Raw genomic sequence first — 15,228 nt, forward strand, 5'->3', positions numbered from 1 at the left:
TTTCCCCTCATCCGGCGTTCCATCATCAGTAACTTCTACTTTTTAACATCGTAACTTACAGTTCCTTATCAAGTGCTTTTACGTCTATTTCCTCTAATCCTGCATTTTTTCTTATGGTATTTACTTTCCGTCTTTGATTACTTTCCAGTTTGTATTTGTTTAGAATACGCTTGATTTCTTTGTTGTCCTGACTTTTTATCAGCCTTTCCATCTCTTTATGCACAATAATCAGATTATTATATTTATCATCACCGCCACAAGATTTTGGTATTTTACGGACACACCGCATATTTTCCAAAGTTAGAGGCAGCTTGCAAATTGCACATTTTCCTCTTTGTGCCACAAACAGCGAAACGCAGTTATCATTAAATTCTACAGTTTCATTACTGATAGGGTTTCTCATAAGTTCATGCACCCTCTCTATATCTACAGTTTCTAATTGTTTGTGTATTTCTTTTCTTCCCTCAGCTGTATATTTATTTACTACAGCCTTTTTGTGGAGCGGAACACGATGTTGCACATATCCTATTGGGACTAATGGCACACCGTTTATAAATCGCAGTTCTTTACTTTTTCCATATCTTTCTGAAAGATATGGTGTTAATGCTTCGTTAGTTCTGCGTTTCACTCTTGTATTTAATCTGATTTTTATGCTTGTCTTGATTTCATAGGCTAAAGTCTGTATATCTGGATTTACGCACGTTGCCATGCTGTAATAATTCTGCATTCCCATGACAAAGCTATTATAATCCCGAATTGCATACTCACCGGCTCTGCTTCCATTCGTTTTCTGTATTGCTATGATTCTCTCTTTTGCGTTGGTTTTTATTTTCTTCAAAGCCTTTTCTGAGATATGTGATTTTACTACATACTTATCGACTGGCGGTTTACATTTTGTGTCCTTGCCTTTCTTATGCACTTTTATCCTAAATCCTAAAAATTCCGAATAACTGTGTTTTAGATTGACAATTTTTGATTTTTCTGGACTAATATCCAGTCCTAGCCTTGTTTTGAGCCATTGTTTTGTGGCTTCAAACATTACAACCGCATCTTTGTGTTTCCTGCAAAAGATTTTAAAATCATCAGCGTACCTTACGATGAAGCACTCTTTTAATGTGCTGTTCCGCAAAGCCCTGTACTTCTTTGATTTCGATTGAGTTCCATTCGCCTTTATTGCTTCTTTATAGACGTGTCTTGTAGGCATAAATTCCCACTGGCTGGCAATCCACCAGTCAAGTTCATTCAACACCACATTCGATAACAATGGTGAGATAATCGACCCTTGAGCTGTGCCTTTCTCTGGAAAACCGATTTCTGCAATTTCTCCTTTTAACATGGCTGAAATAATACTAATGAGCTTTTTATCCTGTATTCCTATCGTCCACAACTGTTTTAATAGTTTTCCGTGGCTGACATTATCGAAAAATCCTTTAATGTCAATATCCACCACGATATACAGTTTGTTGCTCTGTATAAGTTTCTCTGCCTGTGCAAGTGCATTTTCCACACCTCTATTTGGGCGGAATCCATTGCTTCTATCGTGAAATTTTGCTTCACATATCGGCTCTAACACTTGCAGAATACATTGCTGTATCAGCCTGTCTTCAATCGAGGCAATCCCAAGTGGCCTTTTCTTTCCATTACCTTTGTCAATCTCCACTCGTCTGATGGCTTTCGGCGTGTACCATTCCAGTTTGTTACGGACAAGTTCGATGACCTCTTTTTCAGTCATTTTTGCTAAATGCTCTATCGTTTTTCCGTCAACCCCCGGCGTGGTACTTCCATCATTTTTTTTCATGTTTCGATAGGCGAGTTTGATATTTTCTTCCATCAAAATCAATTCCATCAGGTTTCTAAATTTCCTGTTTTCTAAACTTTTCTGGTATAGTTCGTCAAATATCTCCTGCAATCCATAATACTCAATGTTTCTTAGAGTCTGACGTTTCAGCACTTTCTTCGGCACTGCCAAAGTCGGCTGTCCGCCTTTCTTAGTCTTACTCGAACCTTTGATTCATTACGAATTAAATTTCGATTCTTACTGATTGACTGGAGCCTATCCCTCCACGGCTTATTATCACCGCTTCATTGGTACTGTGGCTCCACTTTCAGTCAGATAAAAGCAGGTTATACTAATGTCAATCGCTTTCCCTGCTAACACTTCATTGCGTGTAAACACTCCGTGTTCTGACCTTCCCTTGTTCCGATATTCCTATCTGTTCATGCCGCCCTTAGGTGTAGCCTATAAGCCTGTATGCTTGCCAGTGCCTGTAACACTGTAAGGTATTTCATAACGTCCATTTTTACTTTACCTCACATACCCCGTAGATTTACGGTTATGACATTTCTGCCATATCACGCTTTAGACTCGTACACTCGGCTGTTCGTCTGCTGTTTTACCAGCTATCCTCACCATAGGCAGTTTATAGACCTCCGGCATATAGGACACACCATCCACCTCTGGACAGCTTTCGACAACTTAATGTTTCGGTGCCTCTCTGCCGACTTCAACGAGCTTCGCACATACAGCGTTTTACACCGCCTTTGCACGTCGTAGTATCAAGGGGAGCGTTTCAGGGCGTTACCCCATCATTCCACTCCTCGGAATATCAGTTAGCTGAATAGATTCAGCCGTCGATTTTAGTTCTAATACAGGATTTATCCCACATTAGAGTTTGTACGACAACAAGTCGCACGGACGTTGGTTCCTGCACCCATCTTTTGCGTACTGCCAAGAAGCACTCGCACCTGCCCGGTACGAACCTTGGCAAAGAGGTCTTTTTTCTTTGCCTCGGTATCTGCATCATGGATAAAGGCAACTTCTTCCGCAGGCACACCGTTTGCAATCAGCTTGGTTTTGACATCATCATAGACATTGAAGGTTCCATCATTTTTCGGTGTGCTAAGGTCGCAGAACACCAACTGGGTCAATTTGTCAGCCTGACCGTCCTGCCAGATACGCAGGATATTTCCCACGCAGGCATTGAGCTTGCTGTCAGGGTCATCGGGTAACAGGGTGTTCATTAGCCGCTGATCCAGTCCCAATTTTCGTCCGTCGCTGGTAATCTTGAGCATATTATCGACGGACGGGTCTACAATACCGGCATGAACATCTGCTGCTCTCTCTGAAAGGGAAGCCACCATATCCTTCTGGTACTCAGAGGGCTGAACCACAACCGTTTCAAACTTTGCTTCGGGAACAGGGAGATGCAACTGGTCAGAGGTCTTGATGTCGGCAACCTCCTTGAACATATTCATCAGTTCAGGCAGGTTGAAGAACTTCGCAAATCGGGTTCTGGCACGATAGCCGGTTCCCTCCGGTGCAAGCTCAATCGCAGTTGTTGTTTCTCCGAAGGTCGATGCCCAGGAATCAAAATGGGTCAGGTTCTTTTGCTGGAGCGTACTGTACTGGAGATAGCGCATGACCGTATAAAGCTCGGTCATCGAGTTACTTACTGGAGTACCGGTTGCAAAGATCACACCACGCCCGCCGGTCAGCTCATCCATATAGCGGCACTTCATAAACATATCCGAAGATTTCTGGGCTTCGGAGGTGGACAGACCTGCCACATTTCGCATTTTTGTGTAGAGGAACAAATTCTTGAACGCATGGCTTTCGTCCACAAACAGCCGGTCTACACCCAACTGCTCAAAGGTAATGACATCATCTTTCTTGTCAGCGGCAAGGAGCTTGTCCAGTCTGGCTTCCAATGATTTTCGTGTTTTCTCCATCTGCTTGATCGTGAAGTTTTCGCCACGCTGCCATTTCAGCTCCGCAATCGCACCCTCGATCTCATCAATCTGCTCCCGCAGCTGCCGTTCCTGTCGTTCGGCAGAAAGCGGGATTTTTTCAAACTGGCTGTGACCGATGATGACTGCATCATAGTCACCCGTTGCGATACGAGCGCAGAACTTCTTACGGTTTGCTGTTTCAAAATCCTTCTTGGTGGCAACAAGGAGCTTGGCACTCGGATAGAGGTGCAGGAACTCGTTTGCCCACTGTAAGGTCAAGTGATTCGGCACAACGAACAGGGATTTCTGGCTCAATCCAAGCCGTTTACTCTCCATAGCCGATGCAGCCATCTCGAAGGTCTTGCCCGCACCAACTTCGTGTGCAAGCAGCGTATTTCCACCATATAGCACATGAGCGATAGCATTTCTCTGGTGTTCACGGAGGGTAATATCCGGGTTCATGCCGCCGAAACGGATATGAGAGCCATCATACTCACGAGGTCTGGTGGAGTTAAAAAGTTCGTTGTACTTGGTGGAAAGGGTTTCTCGTCTGTGCGGATCTCTCCAAATCCAATCTCGGAACGCATCCTTGATTGCCTGCTGTTTCTGCTGTGCCAGGGTAGTTTCTTTTTTATTGAGGACACGCTTCTGCTTACCATCTGCATCTTCAATCGTATCATAGATACGAATATCCTTCAGATTCAGCGTTTCCTCCAGAATCCGATATGCGTTGGCTCGCTCTGTACCGTAGGTGACATACGCCGCCACATCGTTGTAGTTGGGAGAACTCTTACCGTTGATGCGCCACTCTGCGGTCAGCTCGGAGAACTTGACCTCAATGGAACGGCGCAAGTAATACGGCGTTTCAAAGGTTTCCTCCATGAACTGCTGAATATAATCGGCATCAATCCATGTTGCACCCAAACGCACATCAATCTCGGACGCATCCAAGTCCTTCGGCTGTGCTTTCTGCAAGGCTTCCACATTGATGTGGAAGGAAGAATCCCTGTCTGCCGCCATCTGTGCGACACGCAGCTTGCTTCTTACATCACCGGAAAGGTAATCATCGGCAGTCTGCCATCCAACTTCCACAGCATCGGGAGCCATCGGGTCTTTGAAGATCACCCCTCGAAGCTCTGCCTGAATCGCATCGTATTCTCCAGGTGTTCCAAGCAGCTGTGCCATAAACGGCAAATCCACCTTGCCACGCTCACCGATAGAGATTGCCAGAGCTTCGGACGGCGTATCCACGCTCGTCACTCTGCGTTCCGGCTTGATGGTTCGCTTGGTGAACATATCCGCCTTGCTTTTCAGATTGCCGTCCTCATCCACATTTTCCAGAGAACACAGGAGATAGTAGGAGGAATCGTCAGCAAATGCCTGACCATTGGCTCGATTATTGATAAGCCCGTTCTTTGCGGCAAACGCATCGTAGGCATCATTCAGTTCTGCCTGTTTCTGAGTAATCATTTCATCCGGGTAATCCTCAAGCTGATATTCGATCAGCTCGTTGACGATACCACGAAGTTCCACCATGCCCATCACACGGTCTTTTGCTTTCTCATTCAGGTCTACACGGCGCATCAGGGAGTTTTCACGGAAGTACACATTGCCATCCACCACGGTATAAGAGAAATTCTTTACATCCGGGGTTGCAGGAATGGTTTCGATTTCCTTACCCTTGTCAGCTTCGGGAAGCTCCACAGCCTGATAGGTTCCTTGGATGTGGGAAACTGCTTCTTTCAGAAGTTCGGACAGTTCCATGCCCTCAATGGGACGCACTGTAATGTCCATGCCGTAGGCGGTACTTTCTTCCACCGTATCGCCCAGAACCATTTCAGGATGAGCGACAAAGTAGCTGTTCATGGTGTGTCCTTCTTCGGTGCGGTCAAGGTTTACCCATTCCGGTACAATGTCAATCGGATGGTCACGCTTTTGCAGGAACAGGATGTCGGACACGACTTCCGTGCCTGCGTTTTTCTTAAAGGCATCGTTTGGCAGACGGATTGCACCAAGCAGTTCCGCCCTCTGCGCCATATATCGCCTTGCGTCAGAGTTCTTGGAATCCATGGTGTAACGGCTTGTCACAAAAGCGACCACACCACCGGGACGAACCTGATCCAAAGCCTTGGCAAAGAAATAGTTGTGAATGGAGAATCCCAGCTTGTCATACGGCTTGTCGGACACTTTGTAGTTGCCGAAAGGGACATTACCCACAGCCAGATCGTAAAAGTCTCGGCGGTCTGTCGTTTCAAAACCGGCTACTTTGATTTCTGCGTTGGGATAGAGCTTCTGAGCAATTCTGCCGGTGATGGAATCCAGTTCCACACCATACAAACGGCTGCTCTGCATTTCAGGAGGGAGCATACCAAAGAAGTTGCCGATACCCATAGCAGGCTCCAGAATATTTCCTGTTTCAAAGCCCATCTGTCCGACCGCATCGTAGATGGAGCGAATGACCGTAGGGCTGGTGTAATGTGCGTTCAGGGTGGAAGCTCTTGCCGCAGCATATTCATCTTCGGAAAGCAGGTTTTTCAGTGTCTGATACTCCTTCGCCCAATTTCCCTTGTCCGGGTCAAAGGCATCTGCCAGACCGCCCCAACCGACATAATTCGACAAAATCTCCTGTTCTTCGGTAGTGGCGTTCCTGTTCTCGCTTTCCAGTTTGAACAGAGTTTCAATGGCTGCGATGTTTCTTGCGAATTTCTGCTTCGGTCCACCTTCACCGATGTTGTCATCCGTGATGTGGAAGTTCACCGCAGGAACAGGTGGGATTTCTCTGGTGGTGATGGACTGCTCAAGCTGAGCGATAATGTCCATGACTTCGGCATTCTGCCATCCGTCCACCTGGGCATAATCCTGAATGATGGTGTCCTTTCCATCTACGCACTGTACGAAGTCCAGACTACCCGGCAGATCTCTGGTATTCATTGCACCCAGGGCTTTTCTCTGCGTGTCAGGAAGTGCATAGTAGGCTCGCAGGGCATCATCAAAGGAACTGTATTCCTTGATGTCCAGCGCACCCCGCTTCTGAATGTCCTCGGCAACATAAAAATGATCGATGAAGTGTTCCGGTTCCTGCTGTTCGGGTTCCGCACTGGCTCTGACCTGTGCGTGTGCCTTTTCGTCAGGGTAGTCCCCATAGATACGGATGCACTTATGCTCCTGCTGATCGTAAACGGCAGCACCATCGTACTTGAATCCGTCATCCTCCATGGTTCCGTCCACATAGCCCTGGGCAGCTTTTTCCGCTTCTTCCAGAGTGTAGTAGTCCAGTTTATCATCGAAGCCGTTTTCAAAGTGATGGTAGGCGGCAACCAGATAGCGGGGAGCCATGCGCTCCTCGTAGCTGTTAATCATCTCAGGTGTCAGCCATTCTGGTTTGTCGGGAATCATTTCATACAGCTCACGCATCTTGGCAATCTGTGCATGGCGGTTGCCTGCCCACAGATGCTTTTCGCTGTGCTGTCCTGCACCAAGGAAGTATTCGCAGTCCATACGCAGACGGTCTAACAGCTGATACTCAGGGGTGTAGTCCCTCGGTTCGGTTTTGCCCAGAAAATCCTCTGTAACGGGCTTTTCTTCGGTTTGGGCATCAACCCTTACCGCATGGTTTCTTTCGTCCTGAGAGAGCATACGCTCGAAATTCTCACGATTCTCGGCACGGAAGATGGGATAAGCAAGCGTAGGGTCACGCAGCTGAACTTCTCTGTCCGTGATCTGCTCCACACGGAAAGCTGTATCGTCCAGATATACCGTGTCACCGACCTGATAATTCCATTTCGGTTCCTCGGAAGCAGATGCTTCCACAACTTCGGCAGGCTCTGCCACAGGCGCTTCTGGCTGAACCGACTCCATCGCAGCTACGGACTGACGAACTTCCTCCAAATAGTCATTGGCAAGCCATTCGTCCGTGAAGTATTCCGTAACGCCTTCCGGGTCTACATAGTAGTCATCGGTCTGATTATCCCAGATCGCATACTCGCCATCCTCGGTATCAATCACTGCGAAACGGTCATAAACATCTTCCAACGGATCAGTTTTAGCTTCTTCGATAGCCTGTCGTTCCGCTTCTTCCTCCGGGCTGAGGTAGCGTCCCTTTCGTATCAGACCGTCGATTCTCTGCACCACCTGCGCCCAGGACATCTGCAATTTATCGCAACCGCTCTTGGTGTAAGCAACACCCTTGGCATCGTGATCCTGACCGCTGTGCGTTGCACCAGAGCAGGCATGGGAATGACCACCGGTTCCGTATTCATGCTTCAGGAAGTCCATCTTTTCCTTGGCAGAATGATTCTCCTGCCAGTAGTTATAAATACGGGCTTTACCACCGGAAAAGCCGCTTCCACGGGTCAAGTCTGCATTGACTTCATCATCCGTAATGAACTGGCGGACAAGGGGCATCTGCATCATATCGGTCTGATACTCACGCAAAGGCATATTCAACTCATACAGCTGTTTCTGAATGAGATTCAGCTTGTGATAGTGAAAACGAAGCAGATCGGGATTTTCCGCAAGGTTTTTTCTAAATTCCGAATACTGCTGTACCAAGGTTGCGTGGAAACGAGGGTCATCCAACTTTTCAGCCAAGTCTGCGGTTTCGTCAGGGAAACCACGAAACGGTTCCTGATGAAGAATTGCCAGATAGTTGCTGGAACGGGCTTCTTCACTCAAATCGTGATAAAGATGCCACAGGGATTCTGCCAACTTCTGACGCTCATATCCGGATGCTTCTACCAGTTCCACATTAGTTGCGAACCGACCATTTTCAAGCAGTTCTCCAATGCGCTCGGCAACCGTTTCCCAAGAAACGATCTGCGCTCTGGGGCTGTCAATGGCAGAGGAACCTTTGGCAAGGTGGATACCGTCCTCGGCATACCACGCACAGATATTCCCGCTATCTTCTTTCAGACCATAGCCGCCGTGATAGACCTGCTTTAAGGTCTGAACGATTTCTTCCAACGGCTTCTGCTTCATATATTCCAGCGCTACGACTTTTCGGGCTTCATCGGTATTGCTACCAAGCAGAAGGAAGTGGTCGATTTCTTCCTGGGCAAAAGAAAAAGCAGAGGGCGTAAAGCTCTCTGCTCGGTCGATAAAACTGATTTGTTCATTTTCGGAGAGGAAAAGGTTCAGACTCAGCTGTTGATAAGCTCCGTCATCACGACTTCCTCCGCCTGTGCTTTCAGGCTGTTCATGTGCTGCACCCACGCCATCTGCTGCGTTTCCTTGTCCGGTGCGGGGCTGTCCTTCAGGTACTGCTCCATCAGAAACTCCACTCTGGCTTTCGCTGTTTCCTCGATCTCCCACAGGTGCGGGAACAGGCTCTCCGTCAGAATCATGTCGTTCAGGAGCATCGGATTGTTCTGTTCCAAAAATGCTCGACGCATCCTGCCGTACTTGCCCAGAGGTTTCTCTCCCTCGTTCTCCAACTGAAGGTTCGGAATCTGATAATCTCCGGCCTGTCTGTAAGTCATCTCGCTCATAATCTGTACTCCTTTCGGTAGCTTTAATCTGCTCATGTTCTCCAATCGCTTTTTCGATTTCCTGAAACATCCTTGTGCTGATGGCATTCACCGCAGTACCAAGGGCATTTACCGTCTGTCTGGTGTTAAAATCAAACACCTTCTGGAAATCCTCATGCTCGAAGTAGTTGTCGGGACTTTCCACGAACCGGCAATACATCGTATAGGATACGCTGTTTGCCACCGCATTTTTGAAAGCTACTTCGATGTTGAGTTCATCATACTCCTCAAGGAAGCTGTTGGCAACGATGTCGAGGAACTGCTTTTTGTAATCGTCCCAATACTCAGCCGCCAGTGCGGATGCAATATCTTCAAGCTGTGCTTCCAGTACCCCGTCAGCGGCAACACCGAAGGTACGCTCCATCGCTTCCATGACATAGGAGCGGTTTTCAGGCGTCACCTCCCACGGTTTCAGTTCCGGGGAAGAACGGCGAACGCCGGTATCCGCCACATCAAACACATAGCGCAGATACGGTTTATCCCTGTTCATCACAAACAGAGCAATGCCGGTAGAGCCACGCTTTACATATCTGCGGTAATTTTCAGCGTTCCAGTCCTCATAGGGCTTGCAAAAGGTCGCATTGGGGCGCTGAGCATAAATCATCACCTGTTCCGGATAGGTGAACTCATAGTTGCGGGACATCGTTCTCAAAAACGAAGTCCAGTTATCTGTGTTCGAGGTGATTTTCCCAATCGTTTCTTTTGCTAATCCGGAATAAAATCGCTCTTTTGCGTTCATTGTATCCCTCCAATCCTATCAATCCGGATAAAGGTTCAGCTTCTCAAAGGCGGCATCGTCCATGGCTGAAACTTTACGGAGAACCGAGTCTGCCAAAGCAAAAAGCTCTGACTCGTCCTCCGAAAGCTGTTCCTTCATCAGTGTCAGTGCTTCACACAGCCCTGACCTTGTGCCAGGGCTGTAAAGCATCATCATGTTCCGCTCATCCTGTGTGAAATCCATCATTCAATCTCCCTTTCCGGGTGGCTCTTGGGCGGCTTATGGGAAACATCCGGCACGGGCTTTTCCTTTAACTGCTCCAACACCGAAGGACGTTCCTCTAATCCGGACGCTTTTCCGTTATTGATGATACCGTCAATCATCCCATAATCATCTTCCATTGCCATCTCTGCGTTTTTCAGGTAGTTTTCGGACTTCATAAAGTTTTCCAGCTTCTGAAACCCAACAGAATCTACATAGTGAAAGGATACCTCACCGACTACCTTTAAGGCTACGATGTCGCTGACCGACATACTGTGACCACGGAAATCATCCGGGTGGTCAATATTGAACTTTACATACAAATCTTCCAGCTGCCGATTCACATCCTCGGACATAGAAATGGAGCCATGATAGACCACCTCGTAACGGTCAATCTCAGGCTCCATTTCTTTCTTCTGAAGGTAGCTGTAATTTGCAAACATGAGCGGGATATTATCGTCTACATCTTCCCGCAGCTGAAGAATCGCATAGGAATCCGTGGGGCTTTCCAGAAAAGCAACCATTCTGTCATCCGGGGTGGTATTTCCGTGAACATCATCCCATTTTTCGTTTTTCATATCCGTGTCCTCCTTATCGTTCAGGCTCTTTGCGTTTGGGAGAGGGACTGGCAGGCGCAGCTTTTTCTGCGGCCTGTGCCAGTTTTTCCATGACCGACTCACGCTTCGGAGAGTCGAGCTTATCCAGCTGACTTTTCAGCACTTTGGCAACCTCAACCGCAGTTTCCTCACGGGCTTCTTCAATGGCTGTATTCAGGAACTCACGATACGGAGCCGTATTACCAGCGGCAAGATCTGCCTTGATTTCTTGGATATGCGCCTGCACATCATCGACCTGATCCATATATTCATAGGGGTCGAAGTTCTCTGCAAAACGGTCGAGCTTAAAAGCAAGCTCAGCGATAGGGTCATTGACCACCACCGCCTGTCTGCCGACTTCAAAAGCCTGCTCCATGACATCCTCATAGAACATTGCCCGCAGTTCCCGGCGCTCCAGCCCGAAGGATTCCAGAATATCCCGGCGGACTTCGAGCATGGACAGTTCAGGGTTATCAACCTGACCGCCATCAATCTCGTTGTAGTTTTCATCCAACAGGGTGTAGTCGTAACCATCTTCGCAGGTCTGCACCGCAAGGATTCTATCCTTTCCGACCTTCCATGCGGCTTCATCGCCCATAATCTCAGGCTCCGGCATATAGCTTGCGCCGTTGCGCTCCATAATTTCTGCAAACTGGCAGATATGAAACACATTGTATCCGATCTGCGTATGATACTCGTCAATGAAGGTGCAGGGCTTCACAACCATTTCATCCGGGTAGTGAATCTGCACACAGCTGCCATCGGGGATATGAAACAAATCCTTATAATGGCTGTCGATAAATCGGATTTCCTTACCATCCGGGTTGTACTCATTTGTCATTTGCGCTTTCCTCCATTTTCAAATTCCATACTGAACTTCGTTTTGCCATCATCTGATACCTCCATAAAGACGGTGGCATCAAAGGTGTTGCCCGTTCTTTCGGACTTGCAATTCTTGAGCTTTACCTTGCCGGAACCAAGCAATTTCTGCGCCGTGGCAGAAGTCATGCTCTTGCCGATGCTCGCAAAGTAGCGATTGTTTTTCCAGAGGGCAAATTTGCAAGCTCTGTTGGAACAGAAAAATGCCTTGGCTTTGTCCTCTACAGCACTGCCGCAGAGCGGGCATTTGCCGATAGAATTGGCTTCTTTCGACATCATAACCTCGGAATCACGGATTACTTCATAGTTCTGAATCAGACCGGCAATCACATCTTTGATCTCGTCCATAAAGTCCTCGCTGGCATATTCGCCTTTCTCAATGAGCAACAATTTTTCTTCCCAATCCGCCGTCATGGATGGGGACTGAATCTGTTCCGGCATGACTGTTACCAGAGCCGTACCCTTGTGGGTCGGAATCAGGTGTTTGGTTTTCTTATCACCCTTACGCTCCAGAAAACCGATGCGAACCAGCTTCTCAATGATACCGGCACGGGTCGCAGGCGTTCCCAAACCTTTGCGCTCCACCTCATCAGGCATTTCGTCCGCACCGGCAGTTTCCATAGCAGAAAGCAGAGTATCCTCGGTAAAGTGTTTAGGGGGAGATGTTTTCCCTTCCTTGATTTCCGTGCCGCTGACGGTCATTTCGTCACCAACGGAAACAGAAGGGAGTGTCTGCACGTTTTCGTCGGATTTTGTCGAATCATTTTTCTGAACCAGAGCTTTCCATCCATCCTGCACAACAGTTTTGCCTTTGGTGGAAAACACGGTACCGCCACAGTCCAGCTCAATAACTGTCTCTGCGTATCGGTGCGGATCGCCAACAGCTACGCACAACCGATTCGAGATCAGTTGCAAAATTGCAAGTTCACCCTTGGGAAGTTCGCTCAGATTGCATTTCTGCAATTCTCTGGTCGGAATGATGGCATGGTGATCTGTGACCTTTTTGTTATTCACAACCTGCTCTGCATGAACTGGTATGTTATCCACATCCTCCACGGGGAATGTGTGGAAAGCCAGCTTTACGAGGTCGGTCAGGCTATGTGCCATATCTTCCGTCAGAAACCTGCTGTCGGTACGGGGATAAGTGACCAGTTTCTTTTCATAGAGGTTCTGCGTGTAGTCCAAGGTCTGCTGTGCCGTGTAGCCAAGCACACGGTTGGCTTCTCTCTGTAAACTGGTCAGGTCATAGAGCGCAGGCGGCTTTTCTGTTTTCTCCTTACATTCAGCTTTCTGAACGATTGCCACCGAACAGCTTTGTTTGACAGCTTCGGCTGCTGCCTTGGTTTTGAAGCGTTCGCTTGCAGCCGTAAAACCATCCAATCCAATCTGAACTGTGTAGAACAGTTCAGGCTTGAATGCGGAAATGGCAGCTTCTCGCATAACAGCCATAGCAAGGGTAGGGGTCATAACACGACCAACATTCAGGGTCTGCCCGTAAAGGGTCGAAAAAAGTCGAGTAGCGTTAATACCAACAATCCAGTCGGCTCGTTCTCGACACAGTGCTGCTTCATACAAAGCATCATATTCCGTTCCAGACCTGAGATTTTCAAAGCCCTCCTTGATTGCTACATCTTCCATCGAGGAAATCCAAAGCCGCTCAAACGGCTTTCTGCACCCGGCTTTGTGGTACACCAACCGAAAGATCAGCTCGCCCTCACGACCGGCATCTGTTGCACACACAAGACTCGCAACATCTTCTCTGGCCATGAGCTTTTTCAGAATCCCAAACTGTTTTTTCGTACCGGCAGAAACCTCATACTGCCAGTCCATCGGGAAGATAGGAAGGTCTGCATAAGCCCATTTGCTGTACTTCGCATCATAGACTTCCGGCTGTGCCAGCTCCACCAAATGCCCTACACACCAGCTGACCACATATCCGTTTCCCTCTAAGTAGCCATCCTCACGCTTGGCAGCACCTAACACTTTGGCAATACTCTGTGCAACCGAAGGCTTTTCAGCCAAAACTAATTTCATTTGCATCTGCTCCTTTCACAAAAAAATAAGCAGCCACACACCGTAGTGCATGACTGCTATGTAAAAAGTTCGGAAAGGATTTTTGCAACCTGATACAATTTTCTGTTCTACAATCTCCGTCATAATAAAAATATCTCCATCATTTCAAAAGAGAATGACGGAGATATTTCACCTTGCTTATTCTTGTAGCAACCAATCGGCTATATCGTGAATTTCGATTCCTTCATAGCTATATTGGGGATGTTTGGTTCTGGCAATAATCATTTTCGGATAAGCGTCTCGAATCTGAAGCAGAGGAGAGCATTCTCTCTCAAATGTTTCCTGCCCGGAAATGTTGTCGCTGACCTGAATATAAATCTTTTCGCTACCTCTCTGAGCAACAAAGTCGATTTCCTTTTGATAGAGCTTGCCGACATAGACATCATATCCACGGCGAAGAAGCTCGATACAAACAACGTTTTCATATACTCTGCCATAGTCTATATTTCTGCTTCCCAGTATTGCATATCGAATACCGCTGTCACACAAATAGAACTTTTCAGAGCTTTCAAGGTATTTCTTACCTCGGATGTCATATCTCTTAATATCATAAAATACAAAAGCATTGCACAAATACTTAATGTACTTGCCGACGGTTACATGATTGGTTGGAGTCTCATTTGCTGTCAGTAGCTGACTGACCTTATTCGGAGAAGTCAGGTTGCTGATATTATCCATAAGGAACTCGCTCAGACGTTGTAAAACCAAAGTGTCCGGGAGAGTATATTTCTGTACCAAATCCCTTGTAACAATCGTTTCGTAGACCTCTTTGATATAGTTTGTTCTGTCTTTTTCGGTTCTATAAGCATAGGAACCTGCTAAACCGCCCTTGATAGCGTACTCATCAAAGAGCTTATCTTTGTCACTAATATCATCATAATACTGGCAATATTCCTGGAAGCTGAAAGGAAACACATGAATTTCAATATAGCGTCCGGTAAACAGAGTTGCCAGATCTGCACTCAACAGGAAAGCATTAGAGCCTGTTACATAGATGTCGTATTTTCCCTTAGAGTACAGGCTATTGATTGCCAACTCAAACTTGGGACACATCTGAACCTCGTCTACAAACAGGTAGTTCGTTTTTCCTTCCTGATAATGTTCTTCCACATAGGCGTGTAAGGCATGGTATTCCTTGATTTCTTCATACGCCAAATCCATGAAGTCGATGAAGATAATATTGATGTTTTCAAAATTGCTTTTCAGATACGCAATATACGCCTGCATCAATTTGGACTTACCAGATCGACGAATGCCCGTGATGATCTTGATGTCAGGAGTACCATTCAGTTCAATGATTCTATCGAGATATTTTGCTCTCGTGATTGTTTTCATATAGTCACCCGCTTTCAAAAATTGAAGTTTTTTCATTTCTCGAAACCGCTTCGCTGTACTTATTATACTGTCTGCTAATAGTATATGCAAGATGTCACTTTCAAAAACGCAA

General features: G+C 47.0%; 9 protein-coding genes. 1 reads left to right on the forward strand and 8 read right to left on the reverse strand.

Annotation, left to right across the window (positions count from 1 at the left end; translation table 11 throughout):
• Nucleotides 1-55: 55 nt before the first annotated feature.
• From ltrA to DWV16_RS19480, 3 genes are all read right to left on the reverse strand, one after another.
• On the reverse strand, nt 56-1,969 hold the full coding sequence (ltrA, locus tag DWV16_RS01875) for a group II intron reverse transcriptase/maturase (protein WP_017144707.1): 1,914 nt from the start codon (nt 1,967-1,969) through the stop codon (nt 56-58).
• A 686-nt stretch (nt 1,970-2,655) separates the two neighbouring features.
• Nucleotides 2,656-8,706: an LPD11 domain-containing protein gene (locus tag DWV16_RS19475; RefSeq protein WP_370218658.1), complete on the reverse strand. Its 6,051-nt coding sequence runs from the start codon at nt 8,704-8,706 to the stop codon at nt 2,656-2,658.
• Between the two features lie 161 nt (nt 8,707-8,867).
• Nucleotides 8,868-9,206: a TnpV protein gene (locus tag DWV16_RS19480; protein WP_118199520.1), complete on the reverse strand. Its 339-nt coding sequence runs from the start codon at nt 9,204-9,206 to the stop codon at nt 8,868-8,870.
• 163 nt (nt 9,207-9,369) lie between these two features.
• Between DWV16_RS19480 and DWV16_RS19485 the strand changes: the two genes are divergently transcribed.
• On the forward strand, nt 9,370-9,963 hold the full coding sequence (locus DWV16_RS19485; RefSeq protein ID WP_021386789.1) for a hypothetical protein: 594 nt from the start codon (nt 9,370-9,372) through the stop codon (nt 9,961-9,963).
• Between the two features lie 48 nt (nt 9,964-10,011).
• Here DWV16_RS19485 and DWV16_RS01885 read toward each other — a convergent pair whose 3' ends face one another.
• The 5 genes from DWV16_RS01885 to DWV16_RS01905 form a co-directional block, all read right to left on the reverse strand.
• Complete coding sequence (locus DWV16_RS01885) at nt 10,012-10,218, reverse strand: transposon-transfer assisting family protein (RefSeq protein WP_002578948.1); 207 nt, start codon at nt 10,216-10,218, stop codon at nt 10,012-10,014.
• Nucleotides 10,215-10,811, reverse strand: coding sequence for a YodL domain-containing protein (locus tag DWV16_RS01890; RefSeq protein WP_002304389.1), 597 nt, complete (start codon nt 10,809-10,811; stop codon nt 10,215-10,217). The genes DWV16_RS01885 and DWV16_RS01890 overlap by 4 nt, the downstream gene beginning before the upstream one ends.
• Before the next feature lie 13 nt (nt 10,812-10,824).
• Nucleotides 10,825-11,670, reverse strand: a complete 846-nt coding sequence (locus tag DWV16_RS01895) for an LPD16 domain-containing protein (protein ID WP_002304387.1) — start codon at nt 11,668-11,670, stop codon at nt 10,825-10,827.
• The gene (locus tag DWV16_RS01900; protein WP_002578949.1) at nt 11,667-13,742 is read right to left on the reverse strand and encodes a DNA topoisomerase 3; all 2,076 of its coding nucleotides are present in this window, start codon (nt 13,740-13,742) and stop codon (nt 11,667-11,669) included. Before DWV16_RS01900 ends, DWV16_RS01895 begins: the two co-directional genes overlap by 4 nt.
• 177 nt (nt 13,743-13,919) lie before the next feature.
• Entirely contained in the window at nt 13,920-15,152 is a 1,233-nt protein-coding gene (locus tag DWV16_RS01905; protein WP_002304383.1) for an ATP-binding protein, read from the reverse strand.
• Between the last annotated feature and the right edge of the window lie 76 nt (nt 15,153-15,228).

Source organism: Anaerotruncus sp. AF02-27 (genome assembly GCF_003465835.1).
Lineage (GTDB): Bacteria > Bacillota > Clostridia > Oscillospirales > Ruminococcaceae > Anaerotruncus > Anaerotruncus rubiinfantis.